This window comes from Undibacterium sp. WLHG33, assembly GCF_049544815.1.
GTDB lineage: Bacteria > Pseudomonadota > Gammaproteobacteria > Burkholderiales > Burkholderiaceae_D > Undibacterium.
Window position 1 is genome coordinate 115,822 of sequence record NZ_CP186697.1, and the last position, 15,121, is coordinate 130,942.

Annotated in this window: 12 protein-coding genes; 10 read left to right on the forward strand and 2 right to left on the reverse strand. The window is 50.7% G+C overall.

The window, feature by feature from the left end; translation table 11 throughout:
* Positions 1-57 precede the first annotated feature (57 nt).
* The 5 genes from ACOTSW_RS00540 to icmF all read left to right on the forward strand — a co-directional run bounded on the left by ACOTSW_RS00540 (position 58) and on the right by icmF (position 11,238).
* Complete coding sequence (locus tag ACOTSW_RS00540; protein WP_423680420.1) at positions 58-504, forward strand: Lrp/AsnC family transcriptional regulator; 447 nt, start codon at positions 58-60, stop codon at positions 502-504.
* 2 nt (positions 505-506) lie between these two features.
* Complete coding sequence (locus ACOTSW_RS00545) at positions 507-1,445, forward strand: LysR substrate-binding domain-containing protein (protein WP_423680421.1); 939 nt, start codon at positions 507-509, stop codon at positions 1,443-1,445.
* A 134-nt stretch (positions 1,446-1,579) separates the two neighbouring features.
* Positions 1,580-3,535, forward strand: coding sequence for a prolyl oligopeptidase family serine peptidase (locus ACOTSW_RS00550; RefSeq protein ID WP_423680422.1), 1,956 nt, complete (start codon positions 1,580-1,582; stop codon positions 3,533-3,535).
* 473 nt (positions 3,536-4,008) lie between these two features.
* Entirely contained in the window at positions 4,009-7,590 is a 3,582-nt protein-coding gene (locus tag ACOTSW_RS00555; protein ID WP_423680423.1) for an indolepyruvate ferredoxin oxidoreductase family protein, read from the forward strand.
* Between the two features lie 279 nt (positions 7,591-7,869).
* A complete protein-coding gene (gene icmF / locus ACOTSW_RS00560) occupies positions 7,870-11,238 on the forward strand; it encodes a fused isobutyryl-CoA mutase/GTPase IcmF (protein ID WP_423680425.1) in 3,369 nt (1,122 codons plus the stop codon).
* A gap of 23 nt (positions 11,239-11,261) precedes the next feature.
* On the opposite strand, the gene ACOTSW_RS00565 is transcribed toward icmF, so the two are convergent.
* Positions 11,262-11,513: a phage integrase N-terminal SAM-like domain-containing protein gene (locus tag ACOTSW_RS00565; RefSeq protein WP_423680427.1), complete on the reverse strand. Its 252-nt coding sequence runs from the start codon at positions 11,511-11,513 to the stop codon at positions 11,262-11,264.
* 165 nt (positions 11,514-11,678) lie between these two features.
* On the opposite strand from ACOTSW_RS00565, the gene ACOTSW_RS00570 reads away from it, so the two are divergent.
* Both ACOTSW_RS00570 and ACOTSW_RS00575 read left to right on the forward strand, forming a co-directional pair.
* Positions 11,679-12,023 carry a hypothetical protein gene (locus ACOTSW_RS00570; RefSeq protein ID WP_423680428.1) on the forward strand — a complete coding sequence of 115 codons (345 nt, stop codon included), beginning with the start codon at positions 11,679-11,681 and terminating at the stop codon, positions 12,021-12,023.
* 158 nt (positions 12,024-12,181) lie between these two features.
* Positions 12,182-12,511, forward strand: coding sequence for a hypothetical protein (locus ACOTSW_RS00575; RefSeq protein ID WP_423680430.1), 330 nt, complete (start codon positions 12,182-12,184; stop codon positions 12,509-12,511).
* A gap of 215 nt (positions 12,512-12,726) precedes the next feature.
* On the opposite strand, the gene ACOTSW_RS00580 is transcribed toward ACOTSW_RS00575, so the two are convergent.
* Positions 12,727-13,002 (reverse strand): hypothetical protein, encoded by a 276-nt coding sequence (locus tag ACOTSW_RS00580; RefSeq protein ID WP_423680431.1) that lies wholly within the window; start codon positions 13,000-13,002, stop codon positions 12,727-12,729.
* 201 nt (positions 13,003-13,203) lie between these two features.
* Here ACOTSW_RS00580 and ACOTSW_RS00585 point away from each other — a divergent pair, with 201 nt between their 5' ends.
* From ACOTSW_RS00585 to ACOTSW_RS00595, 3 genes are all read left to right on the forward strand, one after another.
* A complete protein-coding gene (locus tag ACOTSW_RS00585; RefSeq protein WP_423680432.1) occupies positions 13,204-13,599 on the forward strand; it encodes a VOC family protein in 396 nt (131 codons plus the stop codon).
* 542 nt (positions 13,600-14,141) lie between these two features.
* Entirely contained in the window at positions 14,142-14,714 is a 573-nt protein-coding gene (locus ACOTSW_RS00590; protein ID WP_423680433.1) for a DUF7010 family protein, read from the forward strand.
* Positions 14,715-14,768: 54 nt separating this feature from the next.
* Positions 14,769-15,002, forward strand: a complete 234-nt coding sequence (locus ACOTSW_RS00595) for a hypothetical protein (protein ID WP_423680435.1) — start codon at positions 14,769-14,771, stop codon at positions 15,000-15,002.
* Positions 15,003-15,121 lie beyond the last annotated feature (119 nt).

Genomic DNA, 15,121 nt, shown 5'->3' on the forward strand with positions numbered 1-15,121 from the left:
GTTAAAGGTAAATCAGATATATTTCTTTGGAATTAATTGAAAAACGATGATTTCACCATGAAGATAGAATTAGATGTGATGGACGCCCGTATCCTGGATATTTTGCAGGCCGATGCGCGTGTGACGCTGGCTGAGATTGGTCGTCGCATCCATCTGAGCCAGCCAGCGGTCGCTGAGCGGATCAAACGCATGGAAGCAGCGAAGGTGATCACGGGTTACCACGCCCATGTCAATCCCGAAGCTCTCGGTTATGGCATCACCGCCTTTGTGCGGATAGCGAGCCGTACCAGCGACATGCCTGTCGTCAAAATTGCCGAGCAAGTACCGGAAGTGATCGAATGCCACGCCATTACCGGTGAGGATTGCGTCATCGTCAAAGTTGTCGCCTCTTCAGTCCGCGAGCTGGAGCGTGTGATTGCGAGCCTGGCACGCTGCGGCGTGACATCGACTTCGCTGATTTTGTCTTCGTCAATAGAGCGGCGTGCGATCAGGCCGGTGGAGTAAGTATGGAACTGCGTCAGTTACGTTATTTCATCGCGATTGTGGATCATGGTTCTTTGTCACGGGCGGCGAAAGTGCTGCATATCGTACAGCCGGCACTGACGCAACAGTTGCAACATCTTGAAGAGGAGCTGGGTGCGACTTTGCTGCACCGGTCAGCGCAGGGCATGCAGGCAACTGATGCTGGCAAGCTGTTTTATGAACATGCACAAGCGATACTGAAACAGGTCAGCGATGCCAGATCGGCCGTCAGGCAGTCCACCGATAAGCCAAGCGGTACTGTGGCACTCGGTATACCGCAAAGCGTTTCCGGCGCGCTCGCTTTCCCGCTCCTCACAGCGGTGCGCGCTGCGTTTCCGGATATCGTGTTTCAACTCACAGAAGAGCTCACCGGTAATCTGACTGAGCAGTTGAAATCAGGCCGCCTGAATCTGGCGATACTATTTGACGACGGGCAACTGCAGAATCATTTCTCATGCATACCGCTGGTTGAAGAAGAGATGATGTACATCACCCGCGCTCATTCGCAGTTTGCCTGCAAACGTAAGAGCATCAGTCTGAAAAAAGCCTTGCAGACGTCGTTGATTCTGCCAAGTGTGCAGCACGGCGTGCGGCCTGGAATAGAAAAAGTGGCACGTGAACACGGGTTGGAAATCAGCAATGTGATCGACATTACGTCGATTACGATTCTGAAATCAGCACTCTTGGCGGATATGGGGGCAACCATCTTGCCTGCCGCACCGATGCTGGCAGAAATCGAGCGCGGTGAATTGCTGACCTGGCCCATCAGCGACGTGCAATTGTCGCGAACGGTGACGCTCTGTTCCTCTAAAAATATCCCGCTGACAAATGCGGCGATGGCCATAGAAAAATTAGTGACAGAACTCAGTCAGGGACTGGTCGTAAGCGGGAAATGGCCGGGAGCAAAAGTATCAAATCGTTGAAAAATCAAAGGGCGCCATATTTTTTAATACCATCCCGATACTATCAAGTAGCTACTTGTTGAGAAAAGTTAAATTTAAATACACATTTTTAGTTTATTAATTAATAATGGTGTTTTTAAAAAAATAACACTTTTATGTTAAAACATCTCACGATTAGCTTCATTGCGGCGTTTGTCCTCATGAATTCAGCAAGAGCAGAGGAAAAACTAATTCCTGTTGACGCTTTTGTTGAACAAGAAAAATTTAATATTCCCCATTTATCACCTGATGGAAAACATATCGCAGTCAGCGTCCGCATAAAACGTGAAAAACGCAATATGCTGACGATGGTTGTCTATAGCTTGCCTGAACTCAAAATTGTCGCAACGCATATCCTGCCCGGATTTGAAGTCCCTGTTAATTTTTTTTGGGTCAACAACCAAAGATTAGCAATCAAAAAAGGGTTAGAAGTTGGTTACCGTGAACCTCCTGTTTCAACCGGAGAGATTATCGCTACAAATATAGATGGTACTCAGGTTGAATATTTATACGGCTATCAGAATTTTAAACAGTCGAAGCGTGGTGAACGTTATGGGGATGATTATGCCTTTGGCGTCATCGCGGATGTTCCGTACTCCCGTAATGGCAATATCATGGTCAGCTCGCACGAGTGGCGCAGAGCCCGCACAAATCTTTACGAGATCAACACCAATACCGCAGTTCGTCGTTTAGTCGCTGACATCAGCATGTCAGACTTGGATTTTACTTTCCAGCATGACGGTAAAGCGAGATTTGCCTCGGGCTATGACGATAACAATAAAATGGTTTTGTTTCGTTTCGATGATCAGGCCAAAGAATGGCAACGCACGGACAGCAGCAAACTCGGAAGTCATTTCTCACCTCTTGTCTTCCTTCCCGGCGATGATGAGTTTTACGCCTTACAAAGCAATCTCGGTGAGCCGGACAGCCTGATTATCGAGAATATGAATTCAGGTCAAAGAAAAGTTCTCTTCAAAGATCCTGTCGGTAGCGTAGAGCAGATCGAGTTTAGCGCAAAACCTGAAATACCTTTCGCTATCACGTCATCCGTCGGCATTCCAAAAGCGGTTTATATCATGCCAGATGCGCCGGATGCGAAACTGCATAAAATATTGAGTGAATCGTTTCCTGATTCTTACGTCCACTTTATCAATTTTTCGGATGATGGACAGAAACTTTTATTTAATGTCAGCAGTGATCGCGATCCGGGGTCTTTCTATATTTATGACCGTCAGACGGGGAAAGCAGATTTATTGTTTTTAAATATGTCCGGTCTTGAACCTGATCAAATGGCTTCGCGAAAGCCGATCGATTTCATCACGCGTGATGGTGAAAAAATCATGGGTTACCTGACAGTTCCGAATAATCCCCAAAAGAAAAAATTACCGCTCATTTTGCTACCGCATGGTGGACCAATTGACATTCACGATGGCTGGTATTTTGATAGAGATGCTCAGTTCTTGGCGAGCAGAGGTTATGCAGTATTACAGGTTAATTTCAGGGGCTCTTCCGGCCGTGGCCCTAAATTCAGAGATGCAGGAATGAAAGAGTTTGGCGGAAAAATGATTGATGATTTAGTTGATGGCTTAAAGTGGGCGAATACACCTCCGGAAATTGATTCGCAACGAGTTTGTGTGTACGGAGCAAGCTACGGTGCCTATGCGGCAATGATGGTGCCGGTAAAGGCACCATCACTCGTACGTTGTGCTGTCGGTTATTCAGGTCGATACGACCTTGTTTCCCGTTACAGTCAGGACGTTACCAAGGAGAGCAAGAAAGTTGAAAACTGGCTACGTAAATATATGGGTGATGATATGAATAAATTAGCGTCTGAATCACCTGTTAATCTGGCAGAAAAAATTAAGGTACCGGTTTTTCTTGCACATGGAACAAAGGACGAAAAAACGGAACTCGGTCAGGCGGAAAATATGCGACGCGCTCTGCAAAATGCCGGAAATGATCCCGAATGGTTATTAATAAAAAATGAGGGACACGGTTTTTACGATAGTGAACATCAAAAAGAGTTCTACATGCGTCTGGAAACATTTTTGAAAAAACACCTCGGTAGTTAAACATAAGCGCGATAACTCTGCAGCCATTCCCTTTCGGGGGAATGGCTTTTTTATTTTAATCTGAAAACTGATGGCTATCATTTTTCATGATACCTGTATTTGAATTCCGTATTTTCGCTATCTTCTGCTGAGGGCTACACTGTGAAAACAGCAGATTTCAAAGGAAGTCGGGAAAGCGCTGCAGCGATAATTTCGAAAGCTTTCTTTGAACTCTTTCCGGATCTGGACAAAAGACGGTAAAGCATATAACCGCGCCATCAATCGTGTTTCTGGTGGCGACGTCTATAGCATTGCCGTGGTGATAGCTGGTCTGGCTATCGAGTTTTGTCCCAGATTCGCATAAAATGGCTGCTATCTCAGCCAACGCAATGAACCTGTACCCGATACCTCGCTACAGGTGACGAACAAATTTGTGTCTTACCGGACGCTTTGCATGTTCTTTGCGATCAAAAATCACAAATTTTGGAGCCACTATGTCAACCGACACCACGATGGAGTCTGCTGGACTCTCGTCCGCGCCTGCCGCGCAACACAGTACAACAATATCCTCTCCCCCTGTTTTGCATGATGTCAGCCTCGATGATAAATATACGTCGAACAGCGGAACGATTTTCCTTTCCGGCATACAGGCTCTAGTCCGTCTGCCGATGATACAGCGCCAGCGCGATCTGGCTGCGGGTCTGAATACGGCCGGTTTTATTTCCGGTTATCGCGGTTCGCCGCTTGGTGGTCTCGATGAGACTTTGTGGAAAACCAAAAAATTATTAGAACAAAATCACGTACAGTTCGTACCGGGTGTGAATGAAGATCTGGCCGCAACTGCCGTCTGGGGCACCCAGACCGTCGATCTGATTGGCCCTGCTAAATACGATGGCGTGTTTTCTATGTGGTATGGCAAAGGCCCGGGCGTGGATCGCTGCGGCGATGTGTTCAAGCACATGAACCATGCCGGTACCGCCAGACATGGCGGTGTGTTGCTGGTGGCCGGTGATGACCATGGCGCCTATTCGTCAACCTTGCCGCATCAGTCCGACCATATTTTTTCTGCCTGCATGATCCCTATGCTGTATCCCTGCAATGTGCAGGAATACCTAGATCTGGGCTTGCATGCCTGGGCGATGTCACGTTTTTCCGGCTGCGCAGTTGGCTTCAAGGCGCTCGCAGATACGGTGGAATCCACCGCTTCGGTTGATGCTGATCCCTTCCGTTTACAGATCAAGATACCTGAGGATTTTGTGATGCCCGAAGGCGGCCTCAATACGCGTTTATCGCTCGATACACTGGGCATACAGGCGCGTAAGCAGGAAGCGCTGATGCAGGATTACAAAATCTATGCGGCGCTGGCGTATGCGCGTGCCAATAAGCTCAATCACATAACGATAGACAGCCCGCATGCCAGACTGGGTATTGTCGCGTCGGGTAAATCTTATCTGGATGTGCTGGAAGCACTGGAAGAACTGGGTATTGATGAACAGTTCGCCGCCGAGATCGGTATCCGCCTGTATAAAGTAGCGATGCCGTGGCCGCTGGAACCGGATGGCATACGTGAATTTGCACAAGGGCTGGATGAGATTCTGGTCGTCGAAGAAAAACGCCAGATGGTGGAATACCAGCTCAAAGAACAGTTGTATAACTGGCGCGACGATGTGCGTCCGCGCGTGATTGGTAAGTTCGACGAAAAAGGTGAATGGGTACATCCGCGTGGCGAATGGTTGCTGACGTCCAAGGCAGATTTTTCTGTGGCGCAGATTGCACGTGTGATTTCTTCACGGATTGCGCGCTTTCACACCAGTGATCTGATCAAGGCACGTCTGGCTTTTCTGGAAGCGAAAGATGTGGTGCTGACTAAGCAGGTGAATACCCCGGCGCGTCCGGCTTACTATTGCTCGGGCTGCCCGCACAACACTTCGACCAAAGTACCGGAAGGCAGTCTGGCGCTGGCCGGTATCGGTTGCCACGTGATGGCGACCGCGATTTATCCAGAACACAATAAGCTCACGACCCACATGGGTGGCGAGGGCGCACCGTGGATAGGTCAGGCGGCGTTTTCCACATTACCGCATGTGTTTCAGAATCTCGGCGACGGCACGTATTTCCATTCCGGCTATCTGGCGATACGCGCGGCGGTGGCTGCTAAAGTGAATATCACTTATAAAATTTTGTATAACGATGCCGTCGCGATGACCGGTGGTCAGCCCGTTGATGGCACCATTACCGTGCCTATGATGGCGCAGCAAATGGCAGCCGAAGGCGTGCAACGTATTGCGCTGGTGACGGAAGATTTGTCGCGTTACAGCGACCGCTCGCAATTGCCGGCCATGGTTACGCTGCACGACCGTACAGATATGGATGCAGTACAGCGCGAATTACGTGAAATCGCTGGCTGCAGCGTGCTGATTTACGATCAGACCTGCGCCGCTGAAAAACGGCGCCGCCGCAAAAAGGGCGAATTCCCCGACCCGAATCAGCGTCTGTTTATCAACGACGCCGTATGTGAAGGCTGTGGTGATTGCGGTGTGCAATCCAACTGTACCTCGCTGATGCCGCTGGAAACAGAATTCGGCCGTAAACGCGTGATCGATCAGTCTTCCTGCAACAAGGATTATTCCTGCGTCAAAGGCTTTTGCCCCAGCTTTGTCACGGTAGAGGGCGGCAAGCTGCGCAAATCAAAAACCGGCACGGCAAAGAATGATGATTTCGGCGCTTTGCCTGAGCCGCAACTGCCGGCCTGCGGCAGCGCTTACAACATCCTGCTCAATGGTATCGGTGGTACCGGTGTGATTACCGTTGGTGCCTTGCTCGGCATGGCGGCACATCTGGAAGGCAAGGGCGCATCGGTGCTGGATATGACCGGTATGTCGCAGAAAAACGGCTCCGTGACTTCGCATATCCGCATCATCGAACAGGCTGGCAAACTGCGAGCGCAACGCATCGCCACCGGTGAAGCCGATCTGATTCTGGGGTGCGACATTCTGACGGCTGGTGCGCATGATGCGATTTCCAAAATGCGTGCAGGCCGTACCCGTGCCGTGGTGAATACCCATGAACAGCCAACCGGCGCATTTGCCAAAAATGCAGACTGGCAGTTCCCGCTGGAGTCAGTTGAACATCTGATCAGCGAATCAGTTGATGGCAAGGTCGATTTTATCAATGCGACCCGTCTGGCGACCGCGCTGATGGGTGACTCAATTGCGACCAATCTGTTCATGCTGGGCTTCGCCTATCAGAAAGGCGCAATCCCGGTATCAGAAGCTGCGCTGATGCGGGCGATTGAACTCAATGGCGTGGCGGTTGACGCAAATAAAAAGGCTTTCCTGTGGGGCCGTCGCGCTGCGGTCGATCTGGCGAAAGTCGAAAAAATTGCGATTCCGGCGCAGAACGTCGTTGTGAATATGCCGCAAAGTCTGGATAAGCTGATCCAGCGTCGCGTTGATTATCTGACTGCGTATCAGAATGCTGCCTATGCCGCTCAATACAGCGATCTGGTCAGCCGGGTCCGCAGCGCAGAAAGTGCTCTGGGTCAGGGGAACCGTCTGAGTACCGCGGTGGCGAAATACTATTTCAAACTGATGGCGTACAAAGACGAGTACGAAGTTGCGCGTCTGTATACCAATGGTGAATTTACCGACAAACTTAAACAACAGTTTGAGGGTGATTTCAGTCTGAAATTCAACCTGGCACCACCTATTTTTTCGAAGAAGGATGGGCAAGGTCATCTTGTCAAAGCGCAATACGGCTCCTGGATCTGGCAGGCATTCAAACTGCTGGCGAAATGCAAAGGCGTGCGCGGCACGGCGTTCGATATTTTTGGCTATACCGCAGAACGTCGCTCTGAGCGCGCCTTGATCACCGACTACCGCGATCTGATCCTGAACCTGATTTCAGGTCTGAATCAGGACAATCTGGAACAGGCAGTGGCGCTGGCAAACTTACCGGAGCATATTCGTGGTTTCGGTCACGTGAAGGAAAAATCAGTGCAAACCTACTATGCTGAAAAAGCCGCATTGCTCAATCAGCAAAAAGCGACGGTCACCGAACTTTCCCGCGTCGCCTGAGGTTGACAAGCGCGCCTCTGCCGTTGTTGGCAATTGGCGCACTTGAAACCGGAAATAGTTACCGGAATGGTGAATATTTTCAGACACCTAAGCTGTATCGGCATGCTGCGCCATTTTTGGTCTGCAAGCCGCGCCAGTATTGAGTATCGCGTTTTTCACCTGCTGATATATACTCATTGACGTTTACGTTAACGTCATATAACTTAGCTGCATAATTCATCAGCAAAGGAAATCCGCCGCCCAGAGCGCACACCTTTGCCAAACCTTGTTGAGGAAGACATGACTGACCTGTCCGTAGCCCAGAATCTGACCGAATATAAACCTGCTAACAAAGTCCGTTTCGTCACGGCTGCTTCGCTGTTCGACGGCCATGATGCCTCGATCAATATCATGCGCCGCATCCTGATGGCGAATGGCGCCGAAGTGATTCATCTCGGACATAACCGCTCGGTCGAAGAAATCGTCACCGCCGCCTTGCAGGAAGACGCGCAAGGTATTGCGATTTCCAGCTATCAGGGCGGCCACGTCGAGTATTTCAAATACATGATCGATCTGCTCAGACAGCGTGGCGGCGCGCACATCAAAGTGTTCGGCGGTGGCGGCGGTGTGATCGTGCCGGAAGAAATCGCTGATCTGCATGCGTATGGCGTAAGCCGTATTTTCAGCCCGGAAGACGGGCAACGCATGGGCCTCGTCGGCATGATATTGTCCATGATCCAAGCGTGTGATGTGAATTTATCGGGCTATGCGCCGACCTCACTGGATGTGCTGAAAGAAGGCGACATGACGACCCGGCATCGTCCGCTGGCGCAGCTGATTACAGCACTCGAAAACGATAGTGTGCAAGCGGAACTACGCGCAGAATTATTGAAAGCCGCAGAGCAAACCACCGTGCCAGCGTTCGGTATTACTGGTACCGGTGGCGCGGGTAAATCTTCGCTGACTGATGAGCTGATCCGCCGTATCCGTCTTGATCAGGATGATCAGCTGAATATCGCACTGATTTCCATCGATCCATCACGCCGCAAATCCGGTGGTGCTTTGCTCGGTGACCGCATCCGTATGAATGCGATTAATCCGTGGAGCGGTCAGTCGCGCGTGTTCATGCGCTCGCTGGCGACGCGCGAAGCCGGTTCGGAAATTTCCCAGGCGTTGCCGGATGTGATTGCGGCCTGCAAAGTCGCAGGTTTTGATCTGGTGATCGTGGAAACCTCCGGCATCGGTCAGGGTGATGCGGCGATCGTGCCGCATGTCGATGTATCTATGTATGTGATGACACCGGAATTCGGCGCTGCTTCGCAGCTCGAAAAAATCGACATGCTGGACTTTGCCGATTTCGTGGTGATCAACAAATTCGACCGCAAAGGTGCTCAGGATGCCTTGCGTGACGTGGCGAAACAATATCAGCGCAACCGCGAACTATGGAGCAAAAAACCGGAAGACATGCCGGTCTATGGTACGCAGGCATCGCGCTTTAATGATGATGGCGTGACCGCGCTGTATCAGGGCTTGCTGCCAGCGCTGACCGCCCGTGGTCTGAAAACGATCCCCGGAAAACTGGCGCCGGTAACAGTGAAATTTTCCAGCGCTAAAAACGTCATCGTGCCACCGGCCCGCAGCCGTTATCTGGCGGAAATCGCCGACACCGTGCGTGGCTATCATAAGCATACTGCCAAGCAAGTGGTGCTGGCGCGCGAACGCCAGCAGTTGCACGAATCGGCGCGTATGCTGCATGAGCATCTGCAGGCGAATGGCCGCGCTCCGGTGCTTGTCCGTCCACAGGCAGAGCAGAGCGGGTCAGCAGAATTGCAATCCCGCCTGCGCGAAAACGATATTTTGTTTGAACTGAATCAGCTGGCCAGCGACAAAGATGCCCAGCTCGATGCTGAATCCAAAAAACTGATCAGCATGTGGCCCGATATGCAGCAGGCGTATTCGGGTGATGAGTATGTCGTCAAAATCCGCGATAAAGAAATCCGCACCCGCCTGACTTACAAATCGTTGTCTGGCACGACAATTCGTAAAGTATCCTTGCCACGCTTTGCCGATCACGGTGAAATCCTGCGCTGGCTGATGCTGGAAAATGTGCCAGGCTCTTTCCCTTACACCGCCGGTGTGTTTGCGTTTAAGCGCGAAGGCGAAGACCCGACCCGTATGTTTGCCGGTGAAGGCGATCCTTACCGTACCAACCGCCGCTTTAAACTGGTGTCGCAAGGCATGGATGCCAAGCGTTTGTCGACCGCGTTTGACTCGGTCACGCTGTATGGTGCTGACCCCGCAATCCGCCCAGATATCTACGGCAAAATCGGTAACTCCGGCGTTTCAGTGGCGACGCTGGATGATATGAAAGTGCTGTACGACGGCTTTGATCTGTGCGATCCGGCGACTTCGGTTTCGATGACGATCAATGGCCCAGCACCGACCATTTTGGCCTTCTTCATGAACACCGCGATTGATCAGCAAATGGATAAATTCCGTGCGGATAACAAACGCGAACCAACTGCCGACGAAGCCGCGAAAATCCGTGCATGGGTGCTGATGAATGTGCGCGGCACGGTGCAAGCCGATATTCTGAAAGAAGATCAGGGTCAGAATACCTGCATCTTCTCGACTGAATTTTCGCTCAAGGTGATGGGCGATATTCAAGAGTATTTCGTGCATCATCAGGTGCGTAATTTTTACTCGGTATCGATCTCCGGTTACCACATCGCTGAAGCAGGTGCGAATCCGATTTCGCAGCTTGCATTCACGCTGTCGAACGGATTCACGTTTGTTGAAGCCTACCTCGCACGCGGCATGCACATCGACGATTTCGCCGCGAATCTGTCGTTCTTCTTCAGCAATGGCATGGACCCGGAATACACCGTGCTGGGCCGCGTCGCGCGCCGTATCTGGGCGGTGGCAATGCGCGACAAATATGGTGCGAATGATCGCAGTCAGAAACTGAAATACCATATTCAGACTTCGGGCCGCAGCCTGCATGCGCAGGAAATCGACTTCAACGACATCCGCACCACGCTGCAAGCACTGATCGCGATTTACGATAACTGCAACAGCCTGCATACCAATGCCTACGATGAAGCCATCACCACGCCGACTGACGAATCGGTCCGTCGCGCGCTGGCGATACAACTGATCATCAACCGTGAATGGGGTCTGGCGAAAAACGAAAATCCGATTCAGGGCAGCTTCATCATCGAAGAACTGACTGATCTGGTCGAAGAAGCCGTGTTGCAGGAATTCGAGCGTATCGCCGAACGCGGCGGCGTGCTTGGTGCGATGGAAACCGGCTATCAGCGCGGCAAGATACAGGAAGAGTCCATGCATTATGAACACCTGAAGCATGACGGCACGCTGCCTATCATTGGCGTCAACACCTTCCGCAATCCTAAGGCAAACGATGTGCCGCAAAAGATAGAACTGGCGCGTTCGACCGAAGAGGAAAAACAATCGCAACTCACACGCCTGGCAGATTTCCATCAACGCCATGCAAACGTGGCACCGCAAGCGCTGGCAGCGTTGCAGCAAGCCGCGATCAACAACGAAAACGTGTTTGCCAAACTGATGGACGCAGCACGGGTTTGCTCACTTGGACAGATCACAACTGCCTTGTTTGAAGTGGGCGGCCAGTATCGCCGTAATATGTGAGCCCATTGGCGGACTTTGTACACCTATGAAAATCCCGGACTGGTTCCGGGATTTTTTATGATTAACGTAAGTGTTTTCAGCAAGCACCTCATCGTCAGGGTCGTCAAAAACGCTTCCACTTCAGGTGCCGCCATGTCTCTGGGATGCCGCAAGCCTGACCAGCGTATGAAAAAACGAACCCAGTAAATATACAGTTTTTCAGTGGCGAGGCTGTAATGCTTGCAGCGCAAACTATGCTTGACTTGATCCAGAAGTTTAGGGGGATGAGCGGTCATGACAGGTTCCTCCTGTTATACTGTTTATTTAATCAGTATAACGAAAAAAAAACGATACCAGACAAGGACTTGCGGCGTATTGGAACTTGTTGCTTATTTTTCATTCATCTGTTATTTTGCCATTTTGCACTTTAAAACAAGTTAGGCCATCAACTCGCAACGCATATGAATACTGAAGCGCTCTGCAACCTGATACTGGGCGAGATTGACGAATCTACGCTGCCGTTCTACCGAGACGTCTTGCTAAGTGAGCCTGTCTCGGCAATCAAAGATCCTCTTTGGCTTGCTGCAGCCACGCTGGCACGAAATCTTTCCGCAGCGGAGCATGAAGTCATTCTGGCGCTAATGCGCCAAGCAGCCATTGACGCCTCATCTGCCTTGCTTGGCGCCATTGATGGAAACACCTCACTCAACGAACAATTCGTTGAGCTCTCACTTACTGACGCAGATGGCACACAACACAGCGGCGAACTGCAAGACGAATTCTTGCGGCAAGTAGAAGGAGCGTAGTCGCATGTTTTGCCAGTGTGCCTTCGCTCCACAGCCTAACTGGTCGTTCAACGCGGACGCCACGGCAGGCCATGCCTTCGGCATTCTCATGGCCTGCCGCGGTACCCTGCGCGCTTCGCGCTCCGGCGCCGGTTAACTAGGGCGTTAGGGCTCTTGAAATGAATCGCGCATTTTCCAAGGTATTCATTAGTGAAGAGGGTGTTGATTTCGGAATAATCCGCAAAGCCACACTACCTTTTCCAAGTGAGCTTGAAGGGGCAAAGGTGTTGGCAGAGGATGAATCAGGAAACTATTTCATTGAGGTTAATGAGGCTGTCTACTTCTGGGATCACGAAACCTCTGAGACGGAGTTTCTTGCTAGTTCATTAGATAATTTTATTTCTGGCTGTGCAGAACCTGAAACAGTTGAACTGAAGCCAGATCAAGTTGAATCGGTTTGGGTTGATCCTGCGTTTGCGAAGAAATTTGGCATCAAAGCCAAGCCCTAACAAGGCGCTCAACAGTCGCTCACTTCGTTCGCTGGACTCGCAAAAGCTGCGCTTTTGCTCGCCCGTTAGCTTAATCGTTAGCCGTCGGAGATGCCATCTCGACGGATCGCTGCCGGAAGAGTTATCGGCGTTCAATGATCTGGTTGCGTTCCGTTGTGCCATGATGGGCGATTAATCTCTACGCAAAGGCTGGTGGGGAATCGGTTTTTCAAGTGTCAAATCGAACAAGCTGGCATTGCATACGAAATTCTCTCTAATTTCTTGTTCATACGTTGCACAGTTCCGTAGTCTTCACCATCACGCAGTGTTGCATAACAAATGCGCGCGAGCTTGTTGGCAAGGGCACATGCTTCCATGATAACCAAAGAGACATTGCGATTAATAAGCCATCGTTCAAATTGCGCACGGGTAAGGCGATGTTGTTCAAGCATACGCCATTGTGTATCGCCGACAGCCAGTTGAAATACAGATTTGGCCAAATCCACTGCCACAGTAGTAGTATCTATATTGGACTCCTGACGATGAAATTTGATTCCCGTCCTCCATGTGAACCAGTGCGCTTAAGATCGCGCAAAAAAAGGAGAGGTTCGCCCCATCAGTCAAGCGGACAGTTGTCGGTATCGCCAACTGGCGCTCATGTCGAACGTTAGGCCGTAAATACAACCGGTGTTTCACTATCAAAGGAGAGCAGTGTGATTAATCAAATTTTCTTGACACTCCCAGTAGCAAACTTGCCGAAATCGGTTAGTTTTTTCAAGGCACTCGGATTCGTGCAGAACGAGCAATTTAGCGATGACACTGCCGCTTGCTTCGTCGTGAACAGCACTGTTTCTGTGATGCTCGGAACTCACGAAAAGTTTAAGTGTTTCACGCCGAAGGAAATTTGCGATACGAGTAAGGCTGTTGAAGTCCTAATCTCGCTGGCATGCGATTCGCGTGAAGGCGTAGATCAATTAGTTGCCAAGGCACTTGCGGCCGGAGCAACGACCTATGACGAGCCGGAGGATCTGGGATTTATGTACTCGCATAGCTTCGTCGATCCAGATGGTCACGGCTGGGGAGTCCTGTATCTCAGCCCGCAGTCATAAGGTTGTAGTTATGCTTCGCTGCGAAGACACCTGGATGGATCGTGGTGCTTAACAAGACGGTCGGCTGGGAATCGCCAACGGATTTCTCTGTTTATTAATTTTTTGTTGTGGGCGATCCCGGCACCTCAAAGTCAGGCTACGCGTGTCATTAAGTGTCACAGCTGAAACAATAGTCGAAGCGGCAAAGCAGTTGATCTGCTACGGACCCGCATACCTGATTATTCCCATCTTTACTCTCGGAGAAGTTGATGTCGAGCCATCACCGCTGCGAGCGTTTGTAAAGTCCGGTCTTTATTCTTCCATTTTCATGGCCTGAACTGTTAACGAGCCCCACGTCGCACCACAGCAAGTGCCGCATGCACGCGTCTGCGCCTTGCGAGCCTATGGCTAAATGCGAAGAACTCAAAATAGCAATGTCTGAAAATTGCGTTGGGCATGGCGCACCGTGTATGGCTTGATCCTACTAATAAAAGATGGCATTGTGGCAAACTTCGGAAGGAAATCATGCCGGCATTCGCTGTCTCTTTAACAGGATAAAAATAATGGAAAAACAATCTGCATCCCGCGCTGGTGTTGCTGTCGGTGCCATGATTTTTTCGGTCTTCGGGTCCGGCTGGCTGCTCGCCTGGGCTATCAGAAGTTTTGCACAGGCTGCTTGGATGTGTGCTTTGATTAGCGGCCTGGGGCTGGCTTTGTTTATCACGGCTTTCCGTCAGTACCGGCGCAATCGTGAGGCGCATGCGGCTGTTGTTGAGACACCTGAAAGCAAAAAAGGGAAGCGGATTTTTAATATTGTCAATATTGGTCAGGGCGTGGCCATTTTTCTGGCGGTGAATATTGTGAATAATATCGGCCACCCTGAATGGTTTGTACCTGCCTTTATTTTTATTGTCGGTGCGCATTTTATCCCGCTGGCCAAAGTGTTTCACAGCAGGCGACATACGGTGACTGGTGTTGCGATGATGGTTTGGGCACTGGCGTATCCGCAGTTCGCGCAGGCTGGTGCTGCTGATCCTGTCGGCTGTCTGGGAGCGGGTCTGATTCTTTGGGCAAGCGCTCTTTCTGCTTTGTTATTGCATTCTTCTGCGCAGCCAGATGCCGTAGCCGGACAGTAATGCTCGAAAGGCAGATTGGCTGTCTGCCATAAACTGACTTAGTGAGGATCAGAAATGAGGGACAACAAAACGACCGATGACGGACGCTGGCCTTTATCGAAATTTCTGATCGTCGGCATTCTTATTGCGGTGGCGGGCTATCTGCCGCTGCAGTTGTATATTATTTTCGGGCCGGCTGATGGTAATCCGGTTGGTCTGGGATTGCTGATGGTGATGGGAATGATGCTGGGGATGATGGTCGTCGCCATCGGTGTGATCAAGCGCCTGATCCGCCATTTTTTTGAATGAGGAATTTTCCGGGCAATACATGTTGCTTATCTGATGCCTGTCTGATGAAGTGAGCAGTGACCAACCCCGATGAAGGAAGTGCTTTATAATGGCGCCCTTCATCACTCATTCCAGAGTCA

Excerpts from the sequence above, each read along its gene's own strand:
- ACOTSW_RS00550 (WP_423680422.1), top strand. The coding sequence starts at position 1,580 with ATGTTAAAACATCTCACGATTAGCTTCATTGCGGCGTTTGTCCTCATG.
- ACOTSW_RS00545 (WP_423680421.1), top strand. The coding sequence starts at position 507 with ATGGAACTGCGTCAGTTACGTTATTTCATCGCGATTGTGGATCATGGT.
- ACOTSW_RS00575 (WP_423680430.1), top strand. The coding sequence starts at position 12,182 with ATGAATCGCGCATTTTCCAAGGTATTCATTAGTGAAGAGGGTGTTGAT.
- ACOTSW_RS00570 (WP_423680428.1), top strand. The coding sequence starts at position 11,679 with ATGAATACTGAAGCGCTCTGCAACCTGATACTGGGCGAGATTGACGAA.
- icmF (WP_423680425.1), top strand. The coding sequence starts at position 7,870 with ATGACTGACCTGTCCGTAGCCCAGAATCTGACCGAATATAAACCTGCT.
- ACOTSW_RS00540 (WP_423680420.1), top strand. The coding sequence starts at position 58 with ATGAAGATAGAATTAGATGTGATGGACGCCCGTATCCTGGATATTTTG.
- ACOTSW_RS00565 (WP_423680427.1), bottom strand. The coding sequence starts at position 11,513 with ATGACCGCTCATCCCCCTAAACTTCTGGATCAAGTCAAGCATAGTTTG.
- ACOTSW_RS00555 (WP_423680423.1), top strand. The coding sequence starts at position 4,009 with ATGTCAACCGACACCACGATGGAGTCTGCTGGACTCTCGTCCGCGCCT.
- ACOTSW_RS00595 (WP_423680435.1), top strand. The coding sequence starts at position 14,769 with ATGAGGGACAACAAAACGACCGATGACGGACGCTGGCCTTTATCGAAA.
- ACOTSW_RS00590 (WP_423680433.1), top strand. The coding sequence starts at position 14,142 with ATGGAAAAACAATCTGCATCCCGCGCTGGTGTTGCTGTCGGTGCCATG.